The 22,066-nt window shown below is 62.7% G+C and carries 20 protein-coding genes; 16 read left to right on the plus strand and 4 right to left on the minus strand.

Translation table 11 applies throughout. The annotated features are described in order from the left end of the window. Positions 1-28 precede the first annotated feature (28 nt). From AB8B02_RS29190 to AB8B02_RS29230, 9 genes are all read left to right on the plus strand, one after another. The gene (locus tag AB8B02_RS29190; protein WP_089262525.1) at positions 29-2,098 is read left to right on the plus strand and encodes a cytochrome c1; all 2,070 of its coding nucleotides are present in this window, start codon (positions 29-31) and stop codon (positions 2,096-2,098) included. 169 nt (positions 2,099-2,267) lie between these two features. Continuing rightward, a complete protein-coding gene (locus AB8B02_RS29195; RefSeq protein WP_120288368.1) occupies positions 2,268-3,197 on the plus strand; it encodes a bile acid:sodium symporter family protein in 930 nt (309 codons plus the stop codon). Next, on the plus strand, positions 3,194-4,162 hold the full coding sequence (locus AB8B02_RS29200) for an SDR family oxidoreductase (protein ID WP_120288369.1): 969 nt from the start codon (positions 3,194-3,196) through the stop codon (positions 4,160-4,162). Before AB8B02_RS29195 ends, AB8B02_RS29200 begins: the two co-directional genes overlap by 4 nt. Continuing rightward, positions 4,159-5,436: an NAD(P)-binding domain-containing protein gene (locus AB8B02_RS29205; protein ID WP_120288370.1), complete on the plus strand. Its 1,278-nt coding sequence runs from the start codon at positions 4,159-4,161 to the stop codon at positions 5,434-5,436. The genes AB8B02_RS29200 and AB8B02_RS29205 overlap by 4 nt, the downstream gene beginning before the upstream one ends. A gap of 49 nt (positions 5,437-5,485) precedes the next feature. After that, complete coding sequence (locus AB8B02_RS29210) at positions 5,486-6,160, plus strand: dienelactone hydrolase family protein (RefSeq protein WP_093759598.1); 675 nt, start codon at positions 5,486-5,488, stop codon at positions 6,158-6,160. A gap of 14 nt (positions 6,161-6,174) precedes the next feature. After that, positions 6,175-6,645, plus strand: coding sequence for a GNAT family N-acetyltransferase (locus tag AB8B02_RS29215; protein WP_120288371.1), 471 nt, complete (start codon positions 6,175-6,177; stop codon positions 6,643-6,645). Between the two features lie 69 nt (positions 6,646-6,714). Continuing rightward, positions 6,715-7,194 carry a GNAT family N-acetyltransferase gene (locus AB8B02_RS29220; protein WP_120288372.1) on the plus strand — a complete coding sequence of 160 codons (480 nt, stop codon included), beginning with the start codon at positions 6,715-6,717 and terminating at the stop codon, positions 7,192-7,194. A 207-nt stretch (positions 7,195-7,401) separates the two neighbouring features. Continuing rightward, entirely contained in the window at positions 7,402-9,564 is a 2,163-nt protein-coding gene (locus AB8B02_RS29225; RefSeq protein ID WP_439065867.1) for an anthranilate synthase component I, read from the plus strand. 28 nt (positions 9,565-9,592) lie between these two features. After that, entirely contained in the window at positions 9,593-10,138 is a 546-nt protein-coding gene (locus tag AB8B02_RS29230) for an adenine phosphoribosyltransferase (protein ID WP_068733118.1), read from the plus strand. A 7-nt stretch (positions 10,139-10,145) separates the two neighbouring features. Here the strand turns inward: AB8B02_RS29230 and AB8B02_RS29235 are convergent, their stop codons facing one another. After that, positions 10,146-10,814: a hypothetical protein gene (locus tag AB8B02_RS29235; RefSeq protein WP_120288374.1), complete on the minus strand. Its 669-nt coding sequence runs from the start codon at positions 10,812-10,814 to the stop codon at positions 10,146-10,148. Between the two features lie 48 nt (positions 10,815-10,862). Further along, positions 10,863-11,618 carry a hypothetical protein gene (locus AB8B02_RS29240; protein WP_089262507.1) on the minus strand — a complete coding sequence of 252 codons (756 nt, stop codon included), beginning with the start codon at positions 11,616-11,618 and terminating at the stop codon, positions 10,863-10,865. Between the two features lie 307 nt (positions 11,619-11,925). Between AB8B02_RS29240 and AB8B02_RS29245 the strand changes: the two genes are divergently transcribed. From AB8B02_RS29245 to AB8B02_RS29260, 4 genes are read left to right on the plus strand one after another with little or no spacing between them, the layout of a single operon-like run. Next, the gene (locus tag AB8B02_RS29245) at positions 11,926-12,405 is read left to right on the plus strand and encodes a MarR family transcriptional regulator (protein ID WP_120288375.1); all 480 of its coding nucleotides are present in this window, start codon (positions 11,926-11,928) and stop codon (positions 12,403-12,405) included. Next, on the plus strand, positions 12,402-14,468 hold the full coding sequence (locus AB8B02_RS29250; protein WP_120288376.1) for an FUSC family protein: 2,067 nt from the start codon (positions 12,402-12,404) through the stop codon (positions 14,466-14,468). Before AB8B02_RS29245 ends, AB8B02_RS29250 begins: the two co-directional genes overlap by 4 nt. Then, entirely contained in the window at positions 14,465-14,674 is a 210-nt protein-coding gene (locus tag AB8B02_RS29255; RefSeq protein ID WP_068733131.1) for a DUF1656 domain-containing protein, read from the plus strand. Before AB8B02_RS29250 ends, AB8B02_RS29255 begins: the two co-directional genes overlap by 4 nt. Continuing rightward, positions 14,671-15,567 (plus strand): efflux RND transporter periplasmic adaptor subunit, encoded by an 897-nt coding sequence (locus tag AB8B02_RS29260; RefSeq protein ID WP_439065868.1) that lies wholly within the window; start codon positions 14,671-14,673, stop codon positions 15,565-15,567. Before AB8B02_RS29255 ends, AB8B02_RS29260 begins: the two co-directional genes overlap by 4 nt. A gap of 4 nt (positions 15,568-15,571) precedes the next feature. Here AB8B02_RS29260 and AB8B02_RS29265 read toward each other — a convergent pair whose 3' ends face one another. Further along, entirely contained in the window at positions 15,572-16,612 is a 1,041-nt protein-coding gene (locus AB8B02_RS29265) for a helix-turn-helix transcriptional regulator (RefSeq protein WP_439065869.1), read from the minus strand. Between the two features lie 236 nt (positions 16,613-16,848). Between AB8B02_RS29265 and AB8B02_RS29270 the strand changes: the two genes are divergently transcribed. The 3 genes from AB8B02_RS29270 to AB8B02_RS29280 all read left to right on the plus strand — a co-directional run bounded on the left by AB8B02_RS29270 (position 16,849) and on the right by AB8B02_RS29280 (position 20,774). Further along, the gene (locus AB8B02_RS29270; RefSeq protein ID WP_439065870.1) at positions 16,849-19,053 is read left to right on the plus strand and encodes a TonB-dependent receptor; all 2,205 of its coding nucleotides are present in this window, start codon (positions 16,849-16,851) and stop codon (positions 19,051-19,053) included. A gap of 99 nt (positions 19,054-19,152) precedes the next feature. Then, positions 19,153-19,521, plus strand: coding sequence for a hypothetical protein (locus tag AB8B02_RS29275; RefSeq protein ID WP_231078134.1), 369 nt, complete (start codon positions 19,153-19,155; stop codon positions 19,519-19,521). Further along, positions 19,518-20,774 carry an MFS transporter gene (locus AB8B02_RS29280; RefSeq protein WP_120288379.1) on the plus strand — a complete coding sequence of 419 codons (1,257 nt, stop codon included), beginning with the start codon at positions 19,518-19,520 and terminating at the stop codon, positions 20,772-20,774. Before AB8B02_RS29275 ends, AB8B02_RS29280 begins: the two co-directional genes overlap by 4 nt. On the opposite strand, the gene AB8B02_RS29285 is transcribed toward AB8B02_RS29280, so the two are convergent. Continuing rightward, positions 20,746-21,714 carry an ABC transporter substrate-binding protein gene (locus AB8B02_RS29285; protein ID WP_120289102.1) on the minus strand — a complete coding sequence of 323 codons (969 nt, stop codon included), beginning with the start codon at positions 21,712-21,714 and terminating at the stop codon, positions 20,746-20,748. The two genes, AB8B02_RS29280 and AB8B02_RS29285, sit on opposite strands and share 29 nt — an antisense overlap. Positions 21,715-22,066 lie beyond the last annotated feature (352 nt).

Here is a 22,066-nt window from a genome sequence, read left to right on the forward strand (position 1 = left end):
AGTGTTTTTCTCTTCTCAGGATCGCATCATGAGCGGACCATCGACCTACCAGCCGACCAATCCCGCTTTGCAGTGGATTGAAAAGCGTCTGCCAATTATCGGCCTCGTCCATTCCTCCTTCGTTGCCTATCCGACACCGCGTAACCTGAATTACTGGTGGACGTTCGGCGGCATCCTGTCCTTCATGCTCGGCGTGCAGATCGTCACCGGCGTGATCCTGGCGATGCACTACACGCCGCATGTGGACATGGCGTTCAATTCGGTCGAGAGCATTGTCCGCGATGTGAATTACGGCTGGCTGTTGCGTTATCTGCACTCCAACGGCGCATCGATGTTCTTCATCGCCGTCTACATCCATATGCTGCGTGGCCTGTATTACGGGTCGTACAAGGCACCTCGCGAAATCCTCTGGATCCTCGGCGTGATCATCTACCTTCTGATGATGGCGACTGGTTTCATGGGCTACGTGCTGCCGTGGGGCCAGATGAGCTTCTGGGGCGCCACCGTCATCACCAACCTGTTCTCGGCGATTCCCTATGTGGGCGAGAGCATCGTGACCCTGCTGTGGGGCGGCTATTCGGTCGGCAATCCGACGCTGAACCGCTTCTTCTCGCTGCATTACCTGCTGCCCTTCGTGATCGCCGGCGTCGTCGTGCTGCACGTCTGGGCGCTGCATGTCGCCGGTCAGAACAATCCGGCCGGCGTCGAGCCGAAGACCGAGAAGGATACCGTGCCGTTCACGCCCTACGCGACCATCAAGGATGGTTTCGGCATGGTCTGCTTCATGATCTTCTACGCTTGGTTCGTGTTCTACATCCCGAACTATCTCGGCGATCCCGATAACTACATCCCGGCCAATCCCGGTGTGACGCCCGCGCACATCGTGCCGGAATGGTACTACCTGCCGTTCTACGCCATCCTGCGTTCGATCCCGAGCAAGCTCGGCGGCGTCATCGCGATGTTCTCGGCGATCATCGTGCTGGCCTTCCTGCCGTGGCTCGATACCGCCAAGACCAAGTCGTCGAAGTATCGTCCGCTGGCCAAGCAGTTCTTCTGGATGTTCGTCGTGGTGGCGGTCCTGCTCGGCTGGCTCGGCGGCAAGCCCGCGGAAGGCATCTACATCATCGCCGGCCGTGTCCTGACCTTCTGCTACTTCGCCTACTTCCTGATCGTGCTGCCGATCCTCAGCCGTATCGAAACGCCTCGCGCAGTGCCGAACTCGATCGCTGACGATGTGCTGGCCAAATACGGCAAGAAGGCAGCCTCCGCGATCGTCGCGCTGGTTCTCGCCGGTGGTCTGATGGCCGGCGGCACGCAGAGCGCCAAGGCTGCCGACGAGCATGGCGGCCCGACGCCGCCGTCTCTGAGCTGGTCGTTTGCCGGCCCGTTCGGCAAGTTTGACCGCGGTGCCCTGCAGCGCGGCTACAAGGTCTACAAGGAAGTCTGTTCGACCTGTCACTCGATGAGCCTGATCCACTTCCGCAACCTCGCGGACGTGGGCGGCCCGGGCTTCTCTGCGGCTCAGGCGCTGGCAGTGGCATCCGAGATCAAGGTGCAGGACGGTCCGAACGACGCCGGCGATATGTTCGAACGTCCCGGTCGTCTCGCGGATCCATTCCCCAAGCCGTTCCCGAACGAGAACGCGGCGCGCGCAGCCAATGGCGGTGCCTATCCGCCGGATCTGTCGCTGATGGCCAAGGCCCGCAACTACGACCGCGGCTTCCCGCAATTCGTGTTCGACTTCTTCACCCAGTTCCAGGAGAAGGGCCCGAACTACATCGACGCGCTGCTGCAGGGCTATGTCGATCCGGCGCCGAAGGATTTCGCGCTGCCGCCGGGCGCGTATTACAACAAGTACTTCCCCGGCCACGCCATCAAGATGCCGAAGCCGATCTCCGACGATCAGGTGACCTATGACGACGGCACCCCGCAGAAGGTCGAGAACTACGCCAAGGACGTTTCGACCTTCCTGATGTGGACCGCGGAGCCGCATCTTGAGGCCCGCAAGCGTATTGGCTTGCAGGTGATGGTGTTCCTGATCATCTTCGCGTTCCTGATGTATTTCACGAAGAAGAAGGTCTGGGCGAACGCTCACTGAGCGTCGCAAACATTCTTTCAAAAGGGCCCCTGATGGGGCCCTTTTTCGTTTTCAGCCTGTGCGCGCCCGGACCATGGATTCTCGGGGAACCGTTGATTAAGCTTTGCGCAAAGGCGGGAGACGCGGGCTCGGTGAGCGTCACGGATATCCACGCTCATCGGGGGGATGGATGGCGGGCGCGGCGATCGACGATATTCTGTTGAACATCAGTCCGGGTGGTCAGATGGCGCTCGGCATCGTGCTGGCGCTGATCATGTATGGCGTCGCGCTCGATCTTCGCGTCGCCGATTTCGTCGATGTGTTCCGACGTCCGGCGGCGCCGCTCGCGGGGCTCGCCGCGCAACTGATCCTCCTGCCGGCGGTCACATGGGCGATCACCATGGTGTTAAAGCCGCAGCCCTCCATCGCGCTTGGCATGATGGTGGTGGCGGCCTGTCCTGGCGGGAACATCTCCAATCTCATCACCCATATGGCGCGCGGCAACACCGCGCTGTCGGTGTCGATGACTGGCATCTCCAGCTTGCTCGCGTCCGTCACGACGCCGCTGAACATCCTGTTCTGGGCCGGGCTCAATCCGCAAACCGCGGCGCTGCTGCGCCAGGTGAGCGTCGATCCCGTCTCGTTTATCGGATCGACCGTGCTGCTGCTCGGCGTGCCGATGGTTGCCGGTCTGCTCACGGTGCGTCATCTGCCGGGGCTGGCCGACCGTCTGCGCCGGCCGCTGCAGATCCTCTCTTTCGTGTTCCTGATCGGATTTATTCTGGCCGCGACGATCACCAACTGGCGCTACATCGCGGTATTCTCGACGGCGGTGCTGCCCTTCGTCGTGCTGCATAACGCGATCGCCGTCGCGCTTGGTTGGAGCGTCGCAAGAGTCCTGCGGCTGAGCGACTACGACACCCGCGCGCTCACCATTGAAGTCAGCATGCATAATTCCGGCCTGGGGCTGGCGCTGATCCTCACGCAATTCGACGGCCTTGGCGGGGCTGCGCTGGTCGCCGCTGGCTGGGGAGTCTGGCACCTCGTCTCCGGCTGGGCGCTGGCGGCCTGGTGGAAACGGCGCGATCCGCATCCGGCACGCATTGAAGGTGCTGCATGAGCGACGCGATGGCGAATAGCGGCGTGCTGATCACCGGCGCGGCAGGCTTCATCGGCAGCGCTTTGCTGCGCGCACTCGCGGCCGGTGGCGACGGGCCGGTGACAGCGCTCGATCTGCGCGAGGTGCCGCCGCAACAGCGTCTCGACGGCATTGCCTACGAGCATGGCGACATCCGAGATCCCGCCTTGAAGGATGTCATCGCCCGCGTGAAGCCACGCACCGTTGTGCATCTCGCCTCGGTCGTTGCCGTCGGAGGCGACGACCGGCGCGACTATGAGATCGATGTGCTGGGCACGCGCAATGTGCTGGAAGCCTGTCTCGCGGCTGGTGTCGGCCACCTCATCGTCACCTCGAGCGGCGCGGCCTATGGCTATCACGCCGACAATCCCGTCCCGTTGCGCGAGACCGATCCGCTGCGCGGTAACGAGGATTTCCCTTATGCACGCAACAAGCGTGAGGTCGAGGAGATGCTGGCGCGCTGGCGTAGCGATCATCCACGATTGCGGCAGACCGTGTTTCGCCCCTGCACGGTGCTGGGGCCGACCACGAACAACCAGATCACTGCGTTGTTCGAGCGCCCTGTTGTCACCGGCCTCAGTGGCGCCGCAACGCCGTTCTCGCTGATCGCCGATTCCGATGTGGTGGCGGCACTGGCGCAGGCCGTGCACACTGGCAACGGCGGCATCTATAATCTCGCCGGCGATGGTACGCTCAGCCTGCGCGAGATTGCGCAGCTAAATGGCAAGCCGTTCATTCCAATTCCGCCCGCGGTGATGAAGGGCGCGCTGTGGTTGCTCCATGCGCTCGGGCTGACCAAACTGACGCCGCAGAATGTCAAATTCATTCAGTATCGTCCGGTGCTCGACAACACCCGGCTCAAATCCGAATTCGGTTATTCGCCCAAGCTTGATGCGCGCGCCGTGTTCGAACGCTATCGCGACGAACGCCCGGAGCTGATGTCATGACTTTCCTCGTCATCGGCGCCGGTCCCGCAGGTCTTGCCGCAATCCAGAGCCTGAAGGCCGCTGGCCATGCTGTGGAAGCCGTCGAGCAGAATGCCGATATTGGCGGGCAGTGGCTGTATGGCGCGGCGCCGAGTGCGGTCTATGCCTCGACGCATCTGATCTCGTCGAAGCGCACCACGGCCTTTGCGGATTTCCCGATGCCGGAGGACTGGCCGGCCTATCCCGGCCATCGTCAGGTGCTGGATTATCTGCAGAGCTATGCCCGGCATTTCGATCTCTATCCGCTGATCCGCTTCAACACCGGCCTGCGCAGCCTGACGCGGCAGGAAAGTGGATGGCACGCTGCTTTCAGCGACGGCACGTCGGCAGACTATGCCGGCGTCATCATCGCCAATGGCCATCTCAGCGATCCCCTGATCCCCAAAACGTCAGGCACCTTTGATGGCCCACTGATGCATGCCAAGGATTACAAAACCGCGGACATCTTCGCCGGCCAGCGCGTGCTGGTGGTGGGCATGGGCAATACCGGCTGCGACATTGTCGTCGATGCGGTCCATCGCGCGGATAAAGTGTTGTGGAGCGTGCGCAGCGGCAATCATTTCGTGCCAAAGTTTCTCGCCGGCAAGCCGGCGGACGAAGGCAATCACAAGCCGAAGCGCTTCATCATTCCGAAGAACCTGCGCTCAAGGCTGCACGAGCCGATCCTGCGCTTCATCGTCGGCGCGCCGGAGCGCTTCGGTCTGCCGAAGCCACAGCACCGCCTCTATGACCGCACGCCGATCGTCAATTCACTGGTGCTGCAGCATCTCGGCCAGGGCGATGTCGGCTTGCGCAAGCCGGTCCGCGAATTCAACGGCAAGTCGGTCGTGTTCGCCGATGGCCGCTGCGACGAGGTCGATCTGGTGTTGCTTGCGACCGGCTACCGGATCACGTTTCCGTTCCTCGGCGATCTCCGTGCACTCGATTGGCAGGACGCGATCGGTGCGCCAAGGCTGTTCATGAACATGTTTCCGTCGGAGGATAACGGCTTGTATGTGGCCGGGCTGCTGGAAGGCGCGGGCGTGGGTTGGGAAGGGCGTGCATTGCAGGCCCGCGTGATCGCAGCCTATCTCGCGGCCAAGGCCGCGCGGCCGGATGCGGCAGCAGCGCTGCGGCAGGAGATCACGCAATGGTTCGCGCAACCGCCACGGCGGGACGGCGGCGAACACGGACTGTTTGTCGATTTTCTGACCTACAAGCGAGACCTGCAGCGCGCGCTGGCCCGGTTGAGTTGACACGTGAGGGGTCTATAAGTTGCCCCGAACCATTCCAGCGGAGGACATCATGGGAACATCGATCAGCTTCAAGCGCCCCGACGGCAAGGAAGCCAAGGGCTATCTCGCCAATGCCCAGGCCGGCAACGCGCCGGGCGTCGTCGTCATCCAGGAATGGTGGGGTCTTCAAGAGCAGATCAAGGGCCTGGCCGATCGTCTCGCGCTGGCCGGCTTCGATGCGCTGGCGCCTGATCTCTATAACGGCGTGGTCGTGCCCTATCACGACACGGATGCGGCCGGCAAAGAGATGAACTCGCTCGATTTCATGGACGCCACCACGCAGACCGTGCGCGGCGCGGCGCAGTACCTGTCGCGCAACGGTGCCAAAGTCGGTCTCACCGGTTTCTGCCTCGGCGGAGCGGTGACCATCATCGGTTCGTGCAAGATTCCCGAACTCAAGGCCGCCGTGGCGTTCTATGGCATTCCGCCGGAGCAGGCCGCCAAGCCCGCCGATGTGCAGGTGCCGCTGCAGGGCCACTTCGCCAATCGCGACGACTGGTGCACGCCTGCGGTGGTTGATGCGTTCGAGAACGGCCTGAAGGCTGCCGGCAAGTCGGCCGAGTTCTTCCGCTATGACGCCGACCACGCTTTCGTCAACGAGCAGCGCGTCAGCGTACATGACCGTGAAGCCGCCGAACTCGCCTGGGGCCGCGCGACCGCGTTCTTCAAGAAGCACCTGGGCTGAGGTCCTATGATCGGATGCTGATCCGCAGAGCGCGCCCCGATGAAGCGGCCGAGATATGCGATGTCTTGCGCCGCTCCATCGCCGAGCTCTGCGGCGCCGATCATCATGACGATCCGGCGATCCTGAGACGTTGGCTCGCCAACAAGACTCCTAAAATAGTGGAGGGCTGGATCGCCCATCCGGACAATTTCGTTCTCGTCGCGGTCGAGGAAGAAACAGTGCTCGCCGTCGGCATCGTCAGACACGATGGCGAGATTACGTGCAACTACATCTCGCCGGATGCCCGGTTCCGGGGCGTCAGCAAGGCGATGCTGGCACAGCTTGAGGCGACCGCACGGGACCATGGCAACGATGTCTGCCATCTGATCAGCACCGAGACAGCCCATCGCCTGTATCGGTCTGCCGGCTATGAAGACTGCGGAGTGCCGCAGGGAAAATTCGGCACGACGTCATCCTTTCCGATGCTGAAGCGGCTCACTGGTTAATCCCACACACGTGACGCATAGCCGCGTGGCAGCTTGATGCGACAGGCCTGACCTTGTAGGTCGAGGCCGATGACATCCGACTTCACCATTTCCGATTTGCGCCAGCAGCCCGACTTCTTCGATACCGTCGCCGATCGTATCTGGCAGGCGTGGTGGAAACGCCATGGCGTGCCCGAGGCCTATATCGTCGAGCGACTGCGCGAGAACATGCAGGGGACCGACCTGCCGATCGCGCTGGTGGCCCATCGTGGGCCAGACTTTCTCGGAACGGCGTCGCTGCTGGTGTCCGATCTCGACGAGCGCCCGCAATATACGCCCTGGGTCGCGGCGGTCTGGACCGAGCCCGATGCCCGCAAACAGGGCATCGCCCCGGCGCTGATCGAGCGGGCCTGCCTGGAGGCCTTCTCTCGGGGGCATGCCCGGGTCTATCTCTGCGCTGCCCCGCCCCGTCGGGCCTGGTACGAGAGCATCGGCTGGACCCCGATCGAGGACGGCGTCGGGGCGCTCAAACTGACGGTATTCGTCCGGGAGCGGCCGGGGGCCGTTTAGTCCCTTGACGTTCCGGGCCGGCCATGGTGATTTGCCGGCCATGAGCACCCCTGTCCGCAACAGCCGTCGTTGGTGGCGCACCTCCTGAAGAGGTGGTCGGTGCGATTTGCTTATTTTCAATCGTCGAAGGCCGCCATCGCAGTGCGACGGCCTTTGCTTGTTTGTTCTGTGTGGCGCCCCCTCCGGCATGTTTCCTAAGAGGACACCATGAACAGGACTGTGTTTTCGCTCCCCGCTGACAGCGCCTACAAGACCCGAGCGGGTCTCACCGTGGCGCGCCATGTCGATTATTTCACCGGCGGCACCGCGCTGGACGATCTGATCGTCCGGCTCGACCAGCGCCGCGGTGTGGTGTTGTCGTCGGGCACCACGGTGCCCGGCCGCTATGAGAGCTTCGATCTCGGTTTTTCCGATCCGCCGTTGCTGCTGGAAACCACCGGGACGGATTTCACGCTGACGGCGCTGAACAAGCGTGGCCAGGTATTGATCGCCTTCCTCGCCGATACGCTGCAGGATCCCTGTATCGCGCTCGACGGGCGGACGATGTCGAAGCTCAAGGGCCACATCATCCGCGGCGAGGCGCCGGTCGAGGAAGACCAGCGCACCCGCCGCGCCAGCGTGATGTCGTTGGTGCGCGACATGGTCGCGCAATTGTTCTCCTCAGACGATTCCATGCTCGGGCTCTATGGCGCCTTCGCCTATGACCTCGTGTTCCAGATGGAAGACCTGAAGCAGAAGCGCACGCGCGAGGCCGACCAGCGCGACATCGTGCTGTATCTGCCCGACACGCTGCTGGCCTATGACCGCGCCACCGGCCGCGGCGTGGTGATGTCCTATGATTTCACCTGGAAGGATCGCACGACCGAAGGCCTGCCGCGTGATACGCCCGACAGCGGCTACAACAAGGCGCCGCGCCAGGGCTTTGCCGATCACGCCCCCGGCGAATATCAGAAGACGGTCGAGAACGCCCGCGCCGCTTTCGCGCGCGGCGACCTGTTCGAGGCGGTGCCCGGGCAATTATTTGCTGAACCTTGCGAACGCTCGCCGGCCGAGGTTTTCCAGCGCCTCTGCGTGATCAATCCGTCGCCTTACGGCGCACTGATGAATCTCGGCGACGGCGAATTTCTCGTCGCTGCCTCGCCCGAGATGTTCGTGCGCTCCGACGGTCGCCGCGTCGAGACCTGTCCGATCTCCGGCACCATCGCGCGTGGCGTCGATGCCATCGGCGATGCCGAACAGATCCGGCAGTTGCTGAATTCGGAGAAAGACGAGTTCGAACTCAACATGTGCACCGACGTCGATCGTAACGACAAGGCGCGTGTCTGCGTGCCCGGCACGATCAAGGTGCTGGCGCGTCGGCAGATCGAGACCTACTCAAAACTGTTCCATACTGTCGATCATGTGGAAGGCATGCTGCGGCCGGGCTTTGACGCGCTCGATGCGTTCCTGACCCATGCCTGGGCGGTGACGGTGACCGGTGCGCCGAAACTGTGGGCGATGCAGTTCGTCGAGGATAACGAGCGCTCGTCGCGGCGTTGGTATGCCGGCGCGATTGGTGCCGTGTCATTCGATGGCGGCATCAATACCGGCATTACCATCCGTACCATCCGCATGAAGGATGGCCTCGCCGAAGTGCGCGTCGGCGCGACGCTGCTGTTCGATTCAGATCCCGTCGCCGAAGAGAAGGAATGCCAGACCAAGGCCGCAGCCCTGTTCCAAGCGCTGCGTGGCGATCCGCCGAAGCGCCTGTCGGCCTTCGCGCCGGATGCAACCGGTTCGGGCAAGAAGGTGCTGCTGATCGATCACGATGACAGTTTCGTGCATATGCTGGCGGATTATTTCCGTCAGGTCGGCGCCACCGTCAGCGTGGTTCGTCATGTCCATGCACAGACAGTCCTGAACCGCGAGAGTTTCGATCTCCTCGTGCTGTCGCCGGGGCCGGGACGTCCCGCCGATTTCGGCATAGGCAAGACACTCGATACCGCGCTGGACAAGAAACTGCCGGTGTTCGGCGTCTGCCTGGGCGTGCAGGCAATCGGCGAATATTTCGGCGGCGTGCTGGGCCAGCTCGCGCAGCCGGCGCATGGACGGCCGTCGCGCGTGCAGGTGCGCGGCGGAAAGTTGATGAACGGTCTGCCCAATGAAATCGTCATCGGCCGCTATCACTCGCTGTTTGTCGAGCAGGACAGCATGCCCGATGTGCTCACCGTGACGGCCTCGACCGAGGACGGTGTCGCCATGGCCATCGAACACAAGACGCTGCCGGTCGGCGGCGTGCAGTTTCATCCGGAATCGCTGATGTCGCTTAACGGCGAGGTCGGCTTACGTATCGTCGAAAACGCATTTCGGTTGGGGCAGCGCCCCAACTGATCTCCATCTGAAGAATCGAAAGACCCTGATGACACCCGAACTCGCGCACGATCTCAAAGCCTCCGTCCGCACCATTGTGGATTATCCGAAGCCGGGTATCCTGTTTCGCGACATCACCACACTGCTGGGTGATGCACGCTCGTTCCGCCGCGCGGTGGATGAGCTGGTGCAGCCCTGGGCGGGGCTGAAGATCGACAAGGTCGCCGGCATGGAAGCGCGCGGCTTCATCATCGGCGGCGCGGTGGCGCATCAGTTGTCGGCCGGTTTCGTGCCAATCCGCAAGAAGGGCAAGCTCCCGCACACCACCGTGCGCATCGCTTACTCTCTCGAATACGGCATCGACGAGATGGAAGTGCATGCCGACGCCATCAAGCCCGGTGAGCGCGTGATCCTGGTGGATGATCTGATCGCCACCGGCGGCACGGCTGAAGGTGCGGTCAAATTGATGCGCCAGATCGGTGCTGAGGTGATGGCCGCCTGTTTCATCATCGACCTGCCGGATCTCGGCGGCGCGGCCAAGCTGCGGGCGATGAATGTGCCGGTGCGGACGTTGATGACGTTCGACGGGCATTGATTGCCCGTCACGACCCCTGTAGCAGCAGCCCCAGCTCGATCTCCCGAAAGCTGAAATAATTCTTCCTGATCCACTGATGCAGCTCGGTGGATGAATCCTGCTCCGAGCGCAAATAGCCGGTGAAGGAGAAATTCAGCCGGTCGATATAGGTCTTGAGGAACACCGGCAGTGCCGCGATGCGCAGCATGCGGCCCTGCGCCAGCGCCACCGGGATTTCGCCGCGCAGCACGTGTTCGTTGTCGATCACATAGAGCGAATTGCGGGTGAATTGCTGCTGCAGCATCTCATAGCCGCGCAATGAGGCGCGGTCGCTGTCGCCCATGAAGAACACGATGGGCGCCACGCCGCGGCGTGCGGCTTCCTTGGCGAAACCGATCTCGCCGGTCATTTTGAAGAATTCGTCGAAGGCGAAATAGCCGAGGTCGATCACCTTGGCGACGTCGTCGTTGATGATGAGCCGGTCCATCAGCGACATCTTGCCAAATGTGTCGCCGATATCGGCGGTCTCGGTCAGCTTCGGCAGGAAATCCAGCAGCGACGGTTCTTTCAGGCTGACATCGAAGGCGGTGACGTCGCCGCGCTGCAGCTTCAGGAATTCGCACAACAAGCGCGCGACGAGGGTCTTGCCGACCATCGGTCGCGTCGAGCAGATGATATAAATGGGCGTGCGTCGCATCGGCGCAATATCAGGCGAATCCGACGCCGCTCCAATCGTTAAATGGACTTACTTCTCGCCGGGGCTGCGGGCGCCGGGCTTGTCGTGGACGATGTCGGTCAGCTTGATGCGGTCGAATTCGCTCCAGACATTGGCCAGCCAGTGCCGGACATAGCCGCGCAGCACGAACGAATAATTCGCGGTCTCGTCATGCGGTCCCTTGTTGGCGACGAATTTCAGGAACGGCACGCTGGAGACTTCGACCTGCTCATAGGCCATTTCGTTCAGCTTCGGGATGGTGATCTCGGTGGCGCCCTTGATGCGGTGGAAATAGGAGTTGTAGGTCGCCTGGTCCCATTCGAAGAAGCTGGTGTTGTTGATGAAGTTCTTCACCAGGAAATACTTGGCGCCGTCCATGAAGCCGGCGGTCTCGGCGATCTCGTCCAGGGAGGCGATCGACGGGCCGAGTATATGGAAAACGGCAAAGGTAATCTGGCCGGACTTGGCGGCATCGAGGAAGCCGATGTCACGCAGATCGGCCAGCGCCCGCGACAGCAGGCCTGCGCGGACGTCGATCACGGTCACTGAGGGGGATGCGCTGTTGAGCGTATCGAAGATCTTCATCTGGTCGGACGTGGTCGTCATGTCGACGATTTCGGTGATGTCCGAATGGAACCGCTTCAGCGTGCCGCGCGGCGCTTCGGTGTCGAAAGCGCGCGTCGGGACGTTGTTGGCGCTGAAATAGTCCAGAACCGTCCGCGAAACCGTGGTCTTGCCGACCCCACCCTTGTCCGCGCCGACGACAATCACTGCTGGCTTCGCCATGGAATTCCTTTGCCGCTTTCAACTGGAGCATCCGCGCGATGGAGATTCGCGCGCCGGAGAACACTACCCGATGCCTGCTTTGGGCGCGAACATGGCAGAAACAAGGGGGATTTCAATCGCTGAAAGATATGGCCCACGGAAATCATTGGGAAATTCTCAATATTTGGCTGCCGGCGTTGTTTCCCGCATTACGGCTACCCGACCGGGCTTGCAGGTGCCGGGGTCCCCGGCGGCGCTCACCACACCGTGATTGATGCGACGCACAAAATAGATTGCAGCCTAATCGATAGGGTCCTATCTAATTTCCATGCCCCACTCCCAAGCGCATATCCAGGCCGAACTGGGCCTGCTGGTTGCGCGACTGGCACGGGTCTGGCGCCGCAAGGCTGACCAGACCCTGTCGGCGCATGGCCTGTCCGAAGCCACGGCCCATCCGCTGCTGATCCTGTCGCGGCCCGGACGGGAGAATGTGCGTCAGGGCGTGCTCGCCGATGAAATGGGGCTTGAGGGCCCGTCGGTGGTCCGGCTGATCGATCTGCTGGCCGCCGAAGGGCTCGTCGAGCGCCGCGAGGACCCGACCGATCGCCGCGCCAAGGTGCTGCATCTGACGCCACTGGGCGAAGCCAAGGCCGAAGAGATCAGGCGCGTGATGCGGCGGCTGCGCAGTGATCTGATGAAGGGCATCGCGCCCGATGAACTCGCGGTCGCTTTCGATGTGCTCGGGCGGATCGAGCAATCGGCCAATCGCCTGTATGAGGCCGCCGAGGAGGCGGAGGCGCTGCCATGACCTCCGCTGCTGCCCAACCGCCGTTTCTCGTCCGCCACGCCGACATCATCTTCTCCGTCAAAACCTTCATCGCCGGCATGATGGCTTTGCTGATCGGCTTTGCGATGGATCTGCCGCGGCCCTACTGGGCGCTGGCCACGGTCTATATCGCCTCGCAGCCGCTGGCCGGCGCTACGCGTTCGAAAGCGCTGTTTCGCGTCATCGGCACACTGGTCGGGGCTTCGGCCAGCGTGGTACTGGTCCCGAATCTCGTCAATTCGCCGGAACTGCTCAGCCTCGCCATCGCGCTGTGGGTCGGTCTCTGTCTCTATGTGTCGCTGCTGGACCGGACCCCCCGCGGCTACATGTTCATGCTGGCGGGCTACACCTGCGCGCTGATCAGCTTTCCCTCGGTCAACGAACCCGCAGCGATCTTCGATACCGCCGTGGCGCGCAGCGAGGAGATCATCGTCGGCATTCTCTGCGCGACGCTGGTATCCACGATCCTGCTGCCGCGCAGCGTCGGCCCCGCGGTTGCAGCGCGGGTCGATAGCTGGCTCGCCGGTGCGCGCAAGCTGACCCAAGACGTGCTGGCCGGCCGCAGCGCCGATCCGGCCACGCGCGATCTGCGCCTCAAGCTCGCCGCCGATGCCGTCGATATCGATACGCTCGCCGATCATCTGGCCTATGATCGGCTCGGCGGACGCGAGACCTCACGCTGGATGCGCGCCCTGCGCACGCGCATGCTGACATTTCTGCCATTGCTGTCGTCCATAGGCGATCGTATCGACGCGCTGGGCGAAGACGCGCGGACGACCTCACCGCAATTGATGGCGCTGATCGACGACGTCTCCGCCTGGATCGCCGACAACGATACCGACCGCGAACCCGCCGAGCGGCTGCGCAGCATGATCGCCGCGCAGCAGCCGAAGCTGAGCGCGTCGTCGTCGTGGACCGAGATCATGATCGCCAGTCTGCTGATGCGGATGCGCGAGCTTGTCGATATTTCGGCGGATTGCCGGGTCCTCAATCAGGCGATTGCCGAGGGCGGCCGTCCGCCGGGCGCGAAACTCGCCTTTCAGGCTGAAGCCGGTGTGGCCCCGGTGCGGCATGTCGATCACGGCATGGCGCTATGGTCCGCAGCAGGCGTATTCGTGACCATCCTCGTCTGCGGCGCGTTCTGGATCGCCACCGGCTGGACCGATGGCGCGACAGCACCGACCATGGCGGCTGTCGGCTGCTCGTTCTTCGCCAGCATGGATGATCCCGCGGTGGGGTTGCGCGGCTTTGCCAAATGGACGCTGGCCGCGATGGTGATCATCGCGCTCTATCTGTTCGCGATCCTGCCGGCTATCACCGATGTCGAAGTGCTGGTCGCCGTGCTGGCGCCGCCGTTCCTGCTGTTTGGCTATCTCATCGCACGCCCCGCCACCTTCTTCATCGGCATGCTGCTGGCGGCGAATACCGCGACGCTGATGGCGTTGCAGACGACTTACAATGCCGACTTCGCAAGTTTCGCCAATTCCAGCGTGGCTTTCTTCGTCGGTACTGAACTGTCGGTCATCTCGATCCAGTTGATCCGCTCAGTCGGCTCCGAATGGAGTGTGAAGCGGCTGATGCGGCGCGGCTGGATCGCCATCGCGCAGGCTGCCGAACAGCGCGGCAACCGCGACCGCGCGGCCTTTGCCGGGCTGATGCTGAACCGCATCGGCCTTCTGGCGCCACGGCTGACGGCGCTGAAGGATTCGCCGCTGCGTGCTGTCGACAACCTGCGCGAATTGCGCGTCGGGCTGAATATCGTCGATCTGCGCCGGGCGCGTCATCATCTGTCTTCACCGACGCTCAATGCGATGGACACGATGCTAGACGAACTGGCCGCGAGCTTCCGCAACTACAAAGGCGGTGCGATGCCGGAACCACTGCTGGCGAAAGTCGATCACGCGCTGTCGGAAGCCATGGGCGAACGCGGGGCAGGGCGCGAGGATGCGCTGATCGGGCTCGTTGGCATTCGTCGCGGTCTGTTCCCGACGGCACCTGCCTATTTGCCCGAACCGGGCCTTCATGCCGGGAGTGTGGCGGCATGAGATATGAAATCGATCTGTTCGGTGTGCTGTTGCCATCGCTGATGCTGTGGCTGGTCATCACTTACGCCATCGGCGCGCTGCTGCGCCCGCTGATCGAGCGCTCTGGCCTCTATCGCTATGTCTGGCATCGCGCGCTGTTCGATCTCGCTCTGTATGTCTGCCTGCTGGGCGGCGTGGTCTATTTATCCTCCGGATTGCTGTCATGAAAAACGCTGTGAGTTTCGTTCGTCGTTTCGCTGTCACCGCACTGGCCGTCGTCGCCGCGCTCGCCGTCGGGCGCTATCTCTGGGTCTATTATATGGATGCGCCGTGGACCCGCGACGGCCGCGTCCGTGCTGACGTGGTGACAGTGGCGCCGGATGTGTCCGGTTTCGTTACCGAGATTCTGGTGAAGGACAATCAGAAGGTGGCCCGCGGCGATGTCATCATGCGGATCGACCGCGCACGTTTCGCGCTGGCGCTGCAGCAGTCGGAGGCCGTCGTCGCCGGCCGCAGGGCCAGCCTGGAGCAGGCCGAACTCGATCTCAAGCGGTACAAGGAGCTGACAACGGCTGCTGTCTCGCAGCAGAAGCAGGAGCAGGTGCTTGCAACGCAGCTGCTGGCCAAGGCGTCGCTGGATCAGGCCATTGCCGATCGGGCCGTGGCGCAGCTCAATCTCGATCGCAGCGAGGTTCACGCGCCGGTCTCGGGCGTGATCTCCAACATGGACCTGCGCCCGGGGACCTATGTCACCGCCGGCAAGGGTGTGATGGCATTGGTTGATACGTCGAGCCTGCATGTGGACGGCTATTTCGAGGAGACCAAGCTGTCGCGGATCCACGTCGGCGATCCTGTCCACATTCACTTGATGGGTGATGCCGCCAAGCTCACCGGCCATGTGGAGAGCGTTGCCGCCGGCATCGAGGACCGCGACCGCGCAGAGGGTAGCAACCTGCTCGCCAATGTGACCCCGACCTTCAGTTGGGTCCGTCTCGCCCAGCGCGTGCCGGTGCGCATCGCGCTCGACGCTGTTCCGGCAGGTGCGACGCTGGTCGCGGGCCGCACGGCGACGGTGGAGATTTTGCCGGGCAACGGGACGACGATTGCGAAGGTGAACTGACGCTTCAGGCGTCCGTATCCGGCATCGTATCCAGCAGCATCGTCTCAAATCGCGCACGGATCTCGCGGGGCGTGGCGCCGAAGCGCTTTTTGAAGGTGCGGTTGAAATACGAGAGGTCGCCGAAGCCGACCTCGAAAGCGATGGTGCTGACGGCGCGATCTCCGCGGTTGCCGTCGCGCAGCATGTGGAAGGCGCGTTCCAGACGGCGCTCCAGCAGGTAGTCCGAAAACGTCCGGCCTTCGGTCTCGAACAATTTCTGGAAATAACGCGCGGTGACGCCATGGGTGGTCGCGAGCCGCTCCAGTGACAGCGTCGGCTGGCTGAGGCTGGCCTCGATATCGGCCTTGAGCGACAGCAGGCTGATAGTCGGCCGATCCTGGCGCCATGCGCCACGCCGCGCCGGCGCATCGGCTTCATCGATCATGGTGGCGACGAGGCCGTTCATATAATCGATGGCAAGGCCGGTCAGCGCCGCCGAATTCATCGGCAACAATCCGCGCATTACGGCAGCGGCGTAATGGCCGAGCGCGATCAGCCCGCCATTGTCATGGGCGATGTGGCGCAATCCGGTATGGCCATTGCTGGTGAGTAGCAGGCAGTCGACGCGGCTCACATCATTCATGATGAAGGTGGTGGCGCGGCCGGGATCGAGAATGATCGCCTCGCGCGGCATGCATGTCTGGCGCTGGCCATCCTGCTGGACGATCACCACGCCGTCGGAAGGCCGCAGCACCAGGATATCCTGCGACGAGTCGTTGCCAGTCGTAGCGGCATCGTCGTCGGGCATGGTCCAGAGCGGTGCGGGATCGAAACACGACATCAGTCCGAGATGCGGCTGCATCCGCAGGATCGCCTTTGACTGGAACGGCGCTGCGCGAAACGATCCCAGCGAATTGCGCTGCACGGTCTTCCACGGCAGGCGGCTCTCAAGCGGCTTGCGCAGGGTGTCATCGATATCGTCGGCAACCAGCCAGAGCGGGACGAGAGGGCAATCAGGAGCGGCATCGACGCAGGATGGAGATCGCGACTGATGCGCGTTTGCCACAGCATCGAATCCAAACCGCTTCGTTCGCTCCAGTCCGACTATCAATTCACCGAGTCCAAGTCATGCAATGGGCTGTGCCGTATCGCTGTGACGATAGACGGAATGCACAGGCGTAAGAAGAGTAAAGCTGCGGCTGGAATTTACATTGATTCCAAACTGCTGCGGCCTCGGTCGAATTGACCGGCTCGACCTCTCCAGTGCTTCGTCGCCACGAACATACGGAAGATTCCGAGCTCATGCGTTACAGCCAGTTCCTTCTCATCCCCGCCGTCGGGCTCATGTCGTCGCAGGCCGTTGCGCAGCAGAGCGCGGGCGTCACGCTCGACGAGATCACGGTAACGGCCGCGCGTGCCCAGCGCTCGATTTCGGATATTCCGCAGACCGTGCAGGTGGTCGATCAGAAGGAGATTGACGAGCAGCTCAAGCAGAGCGGCAGCGCATCGGCGCTGCTGGCAAAATTGCTGCCGGGCTTCTCGGTGTCGAACCAGACCATCTCCGGTGCTTCCGAAAGCTATCGCGGCCGCGACCTTCTGGTGCTGATGGACGGCGTGCCGCTGACGACGCCGCTCCGCGACGTCTCGCGCGTCCTGTCGCTGATCGATCTGAATTCCGTCGAGCGCATCGAACTGGTCGCCGGTGCATCGAGCCTGTATGGCGCCGGCGCGACGGGCGGTACGGTGAATTTCGTCACCAAGAAAGCGCAGCCGGGCGGTCCGCGCGTCAGCGTCAACACGGCGCTGCGCACCTTCACCGCGGATCCCGGCGGTTCGCTGGCACCGGAAATGTCGGCGACGGTCAGTGGCAAGGGCACGAATGGCATCGACTATGTATTCGTCGGCAGCGGCCGCGGCGCGCAGAAGACTTATGACGGCGCGGGCCGCGAGCTGCCATCGGACGCCATGCTCGGGCAGGGAGGTGGTGATCGTCTCGCCAGCGGCAATTTCCTGGGCAAGATCGGTTACGATTTCGATGGCGGCAAGCGCATCGAAGCCTCGATCAGCCAGTTCTATCTCGACCAGACGCCGAAATACCTCACCGACTATTCCGGCGCTTATGCGAAGCCGGATTTCACCAAGCCCTATACCGGGCAGAGCGTGCTGGAAGATTCGCGCTCGTTCCAATTGCGCTACAGCGATACCGACTTCGTGCTCGGCAATCTCAGCGTGGTCGGCTTCTACAATGACATCAAGAAGCGCTTCAACTATTCGGAGTTCTCCTATCCCTATAACTCGCTGGTTTATTATTCCGGCAACCCGCTGAGCCCGACCAGCCCCGCCAACCAGACCACGCTGTATTCCGAGCGCGGAGGCGTCAATCTGACGATCGATACGCCGCTCGACCGCATCTGGAACGGCGCCAAGGTGACCTGGGGCACGGACGTCGTCCATGACAAGACATGGCAGACGCTGACCGATGGCCGCGATGTGTTCACGCCGTTGACCCAGGTGACGACCGCCGGATTTGCATTGGTACAAGTCCCGATCACCGATCGGCTGACCGCGCGGGGCGGCGTTCGCTACGAGCATTTCGATCTCAGCGTCGACGACTTCCTGCGTCCGGCCGCCTATGCCGCGATCTCGCCCGTGACGCGCTTCGTTCTGCCGGCGCTCAATGTTATCGGCGGCCAGTACGAATATGCCTCGCCGACCTATAATCTCGGCGCGACCTTCAAGCTCAACAACAAGATCGATCTGTTCGGCGGTTTCTCGCAGGGCTATGCGCTGCCCGATGTCGGCGCCTATACGCGCCGCGCCGGCCTGTCATCCACGGCCTTTGCCTGTCCGGTGGCGACGCCGAACTGCCTGCCGCTGGCGCGCCAGACCATCTCCTTCACCTCGATCGCGCCGGAAGCCCAGATCGTCAATAACTATGAAATCGGCGTCCGCGGCGGCGACGGCCCCTACAAGGGCAGCATCACCGGTTTTGTCAGCACCTCCGAGAAGGGCGTGACGTTCGATCCGGTCACCAACCTGATCTCGCAGCAGAAGGAAATGATCTACGGCGTCGAATATATCGGCGAGATGGCGATCAGCCGGAATTTCACGCTGGGTACCACGATCGGCTACAAGGAAGGCCGCTACGACACCAACAAGGATGGCGTGCTCGACTCGTGGCTGCCCAACAACCGGATCGGCAGTCCGGTGCGCGGTCTGATCTTCGGCGACTATCGCTTCGACAACGGCATCAAGCTGCGCATTGAAGGCGAGGGCTATGCCAGCCGCAACCGCGGCATCAACCTGACCAATACGGTCTATCCCATCGAGGGTGGTTTCACGATGAATGCCGCGCTGAGCGGGCCGGTCTATGGCGGCGAGGCCTATGCAGCCGTCAACAACCTGTTCGATACGGAGCTGCAGAACCCGACAGCAACCTCGGTGCGCAACCTGCCGGTCTATTCCTGGGGCCGCACCGTGACGGTCGGCTATCGCAAGACATTCTAGGGCGTGATCCCGAAAAGTGGTCGCCGGTTTTCGGATCAGATCACGCTCAAACGAGACAAACCTTCCAAGGCCACTTCCCAGGGAGTTTTAATTGCCATCATGGTGGATCTGGAGATTGATGGGAGCCTGCTGACGCTACGGTTCCTGCCGCCTTACGCGGAGACGGACGAGCGCGATTATCTGGCCGCGTTGGCCCGGGTCGGCGAGCATGATGCGCCATTCGAACTTCTGACCGTGTTCGGGGGCGGCGGGAAACTGTCCGTCGCCGGCGAGCGGGAGCAGGCGCTGTGGTTCAAGGCGACGCGCGGCCATATCTCCGCGCGCTGCCGTGCCGTGGCGATTGTACGCCCGGGCGCCAACAAGAAGATGGAAGAGACGTTTCGGAAGCTCTGGCCGATGCCGCTGGTGGCGCTCGAGGACGAGATCGCCGCGCGCGCCTTTCTCGCCGAACATCGCGGCCTCGCATGAGCACCGCGGAGCTCAACGCATCTGCGCCGGTCGCCGTCATGGGGCGCAAGCGGCTGTTCGTCGTCCTCGGCGGGCTGTATCTGGCGCAGGCGATCCCGTCCTATCTGTTCGCCGCCGCCCTGCCGCCGATCATGCGCGAAGCCGGCGTGTCGCGCAGCGAGATCGGCTATCTCAGCCTCTGGTTTCTGCCGTTGCTGCTGAAGTTCTTCTGGGCGCCGGTGGTGGATCGCATCCGCCCGTTCGCGCGCGCGCATCGCGCCGGCTGGGTGATCGTGACCCAGACCGGCGTGATTATCAGCCTGCTGTGCCTGATCCCGCTCGGCGCAACCAATATCTGGGGCATCATCACGGTTGGCCTGTTCGGCTCGTTGCTGATCTCGACGCAGGATATCGCCACTGATGGCTATGCCGCGAAATATCTCGCGCCGGAGGATCGCGCCATCGGCAACGCCATCCAGGGCGGCTCGGTCGCGTTCGGTGTCGTGATCGGCGGCACGCTCGGGCTGGTGCTGTATGCGCAGATCGGTTGGACCGGTATGCTGCTGACCATCGCCGGCTTCTCGTTGATCCCGCTCTTTGCCGCCTTCGCCATGCGCGAGGACGAAGCCGGGCAGATCGATCCGTCGAAGCCGCGGCCTTCCGTGATGGCCTTCCTGCGCCGCCGCGAGGTGCGCAACATTCTCTGGATCGCACTGATCTACCGGATGAGCGAGGGCCTCGTGAAGGCGATGGAGGGCAGCTATCTCGTCGATGCCGGCGTGCCGCTCAAACAGATAGGTTATCTTTCCGGCGGCGCCGCGACGACGGCGGGCCTCGCGGGTGCCGCTGGCGCAGCATGGCTGTTGCAACGCTGCGGCACCGGCTGGACGCTGGGGTTGCTCGGCATTCTCCGCACCATCTGCTTTGCGCTGTTCACGGCGCATGCGCTGGGCGTGGTGACCGGCATCTGGCCGATTTTCGGCGCGGCCGGATTCCAGACCTTGATCCGCTATATGGAGATCGTCGCGCTCTACAGCCTGTTCATGGCCGCGGCATCGAAGGATCAGCCGGGCACCGACTTCACCATTCTCGCCTGCGCCCAGCTCATCATCTACTTCATCGGCTCGATGCTGTCGGGCCGTATTGCCGATCTGCTCGGCTATGGGACGCTGTTCAGCGTCGCCACAGTGTTGTCGCTGATCGCGGCGATTGCAACGATGCGCATTCTCGCCGCGCAACCGCCCGCTAGTTTGACGCCGGCGCAGCCTGCGTGAAGCTGCGATCGACGGCCTTGCTGACATCGACCTGCTTTGACAGGATTCCGTAGCGCGTGGCGCGGTCGGAGGCTTCCTGGAACTCCTTCACCACGCCATCGTCGATGGCGATCGGCCGTGTGTCCTGCGCCTTGTAGGCGCGCGCCAGCACGTCTTCCGGCAGCTTGGTCAGCTCGGCGGTGTTCTTTGCATAGACCTCGACATTCTCACGCGACCAGGTGCGGGCCTTGTTGAGCCGCTGCAACAGGTCGGCGACGGCCTCGCGCTTGGTGGCAATCGCCTGTTCGGAAGCGACGATAAAGGTCAGGGTCGGGGTCAGACCGGTGCCATCGGCAACCACCCGCGCATTGTCCTTGAGCACGGCATAGGAGATGTACGGCTCCCATACGGCCCAGCCGTCGATCGAACCGGCGAGAAGTGCAATCTTGGCATCGACGGGACCGAGCGGCGCGAAAGTTGCTTCGCTGGTCTTGTAACCGGCTTTCTCCAGCGTCGCCTCAATCAGGAACTGGCCCCAGCCGCCGCGGGTGCCTGCGAGGCGCTTGCCCTTGAGGTCGGCAGCGGTCTTGATCGGTGAATCGTTGCGCACCAGGATCGCCTGTGTGTCCGCATTGGAGCGTGTGCCGCCTATCGCCTTGATCGGTGCGCCGTTGGCATAGACCGTGAGGAACGAGAGGTCGCCGGTGTAACCGACATCGAGTGCGCCGGCATTGATGGCTTCGAGAATCGGCGCCGCCGCAGGGAATTCCGACCACTGGATCTTGTAGGGCAAGTCCTTCGCCAAGCCGGAGATCTCCAGCAGCGAGCGGTTGCCGCCCTTCTGGTCGCCGACGCGCAGCGTGATCTGGTCTGCCGCGAAAGCGGAGGTGGCGAGCGTTGCGCTGAAGGCTGTGGCGATGAGCGTTGATAGCAAACGGCGTGTAGGGGAGGCGGTGGTCATGGTCACTTTCTCTGATGCAATGGCGAGCATCAAAGCTACGTCCGACACGGATTCAGTCAATGAAATGGCTGACTGAATATCATCGAGCGAAAGCAACGAATGTAGCGTTGCTGGAAATGGCGTGGAAGTTTTGCGCTTTCAGAAAATCTGATGTGTTTTGGCCCACCGTCAACCTGCGTGCGCATTCCCGCCCAACTCTGCCGCCTTTCCGCCAGAATTCCCTTCCGCGGCGCATTTGGTGCGCCGCAGAATAGCCACGAGCGTCAGCCGAAATAGGGAATGGATTACTCCGAACAGACAAAAACCCTGGCGCTATTTCGCAATCGGGCCGTTTGGAGCGCGACGGATTTGG

The organism is Tardiphaga sp. 862_B3_N4_1 (assembly GCF_051811085.1).
Lineage (GTDB): Bacteria > Pseudomonadota > Alphaproteobacteria > Rhizobiales > Xanthobacteraceae > Tardiphaga > Tardiphaga robiniae.

Excerpts from the sequence above, each read along its gene's own strand:
- AB8B02_RS29260 (WP_439065868.1), top strand. The coding sequence starts at position 14,671 with ATGAAAAACGCTGTGAGTTTCGTTCGTCGTTTCGCTGTCACCGCACTG.
- AB8B02_RS29235 (WP_120288374.1), bottom strand. The coding sequence starts at position 10,814 with ATGCGACGCACGCCCATTTATATCATCTGCTCGACGCGACCGATGGTC.
- AB8B02_RS29230 (WP_068733118.1), top strand. The coding sequence starts at position 9,593 with ATGACACCCGAACTCGCGCACGATCTCAAAGCCTCCGTCCGCACCATT.
- AB8B02_RS29280 (WP_120288379.1), top strand. The coding sequence starts at position 19,518 with ATGAGCACCGCGGAGCTCAACGCATCTGCGCCGGTCGCCGTCATGGGG.
- AB8B02_RS29195 (WP_120288368.1), top strand. The coding sequence starts at position 2,268 with ATGGCGGGCGCGGCGATCGACGATATTCTGTTGAACATCAGTCCGGGT.
- AB8B02_RS29220 (WP_120288372.1), top strand. The coding sequence starts at position 6,715 with ATGACATCCGACTTCACCATTTCCGATTTGCGCCAGCAGCCCGACTTC.
- AB8B02_RS29275 (WP_231078134.1), top strand. The coding sequence starts at position 19,153 with ATGGTGGATCTGGAGATTGATGGGAGCCTGCTGACGCTACGGTTCCTG.
- AB8B02_RS29190 (WP_089262525.1), top strand. The coding sequence starts at position 29 with ATGAGCGGACCATCGACCTACCAGCCGACCAATCCCGCTTTGCAGTGG.
- AB8B02_RS29210 (WP_093759598.1), top strand. The coding sequence starts at position 5,486 with ATGGGAACATCGATCAGCTTCAAGCGCCCCGACGGCAAGGAAGCCAAG.
- AB8B02_RS29250 (WP_120288376.1), top strand. The coding sequence starts at position 12,402 with ATGACCTCCGCTGCTGCCCAACCGCCGTTTCTCGTCCGCCACGCCGAC.
- AB8B02_RS29245 (WP_120288375.1), top strand. The coding sequence starts at position 11,926 with ATGCCCCACTCCCAAGCGCATATCCAGGCCGAACTGGGCCTGCTGGTT.
- AB8B02_RS29270 (WP_439065870.1), top strand. The coding sequence starts at position 16,849 with ATGCGTTACAGCCAGTTCCTTCTCATCCCCGCCGTCGGGCTCATGTCG.
- AB8B02_RS29215 (WP_120288371.1), top strand. The coding sequence starts at position 6,175 with ATGCTGATCCGCAGAGCGCGCCCCGATGAAGCGGCCGAGATATGCGAT.
- AB8B02_RS29240 (WP_089262507.1), bottom strand. The coding sequence starts at position 11,618 with ATGGCGAAGCCAGCAGTGATTGTCGTCGGCGCGGACAAGGGTGGGGTC.
- AB8B02_RS29225 (WP_439065867.1), top strand. The coding sequence starts at position 7,402 with ATGAACAGGACTGTGTTTTCGCTCCCCGCTGACAGCGCCTACAAGACC.
- AB8B02_RS29285 (WP_120289102.1), bottom strand. The coding sequence starts at position 21,714 with ATGACCACCGCCTCCCCTACACGCCGTTTGCTATCAACGCTCATCGCC.
- AB8B02_RS29205 (WP_120288370.1), top strand. The coding sequence starts at position 4,159 with ATGACTTTCCTCGTCATCGGCGCCGGTCCCGCAGGTCTTGCCGCAATC.
- AB8B02_RS29200 (WP_120288369.1), top strand. The coding sequence starts at position 3,194 with ATGAGCGACGCGATGGCGAATAGCGGCGTGCTGATCACCGGCGCGGCA.
- AB8B02_RS29255 (WP_068733131.1), top strand. The coding sequence starts at position 14,465 with ATGAGATATGAAATCGATCTGTTCGGTGTGCTGTTGCCATCGCTGATG.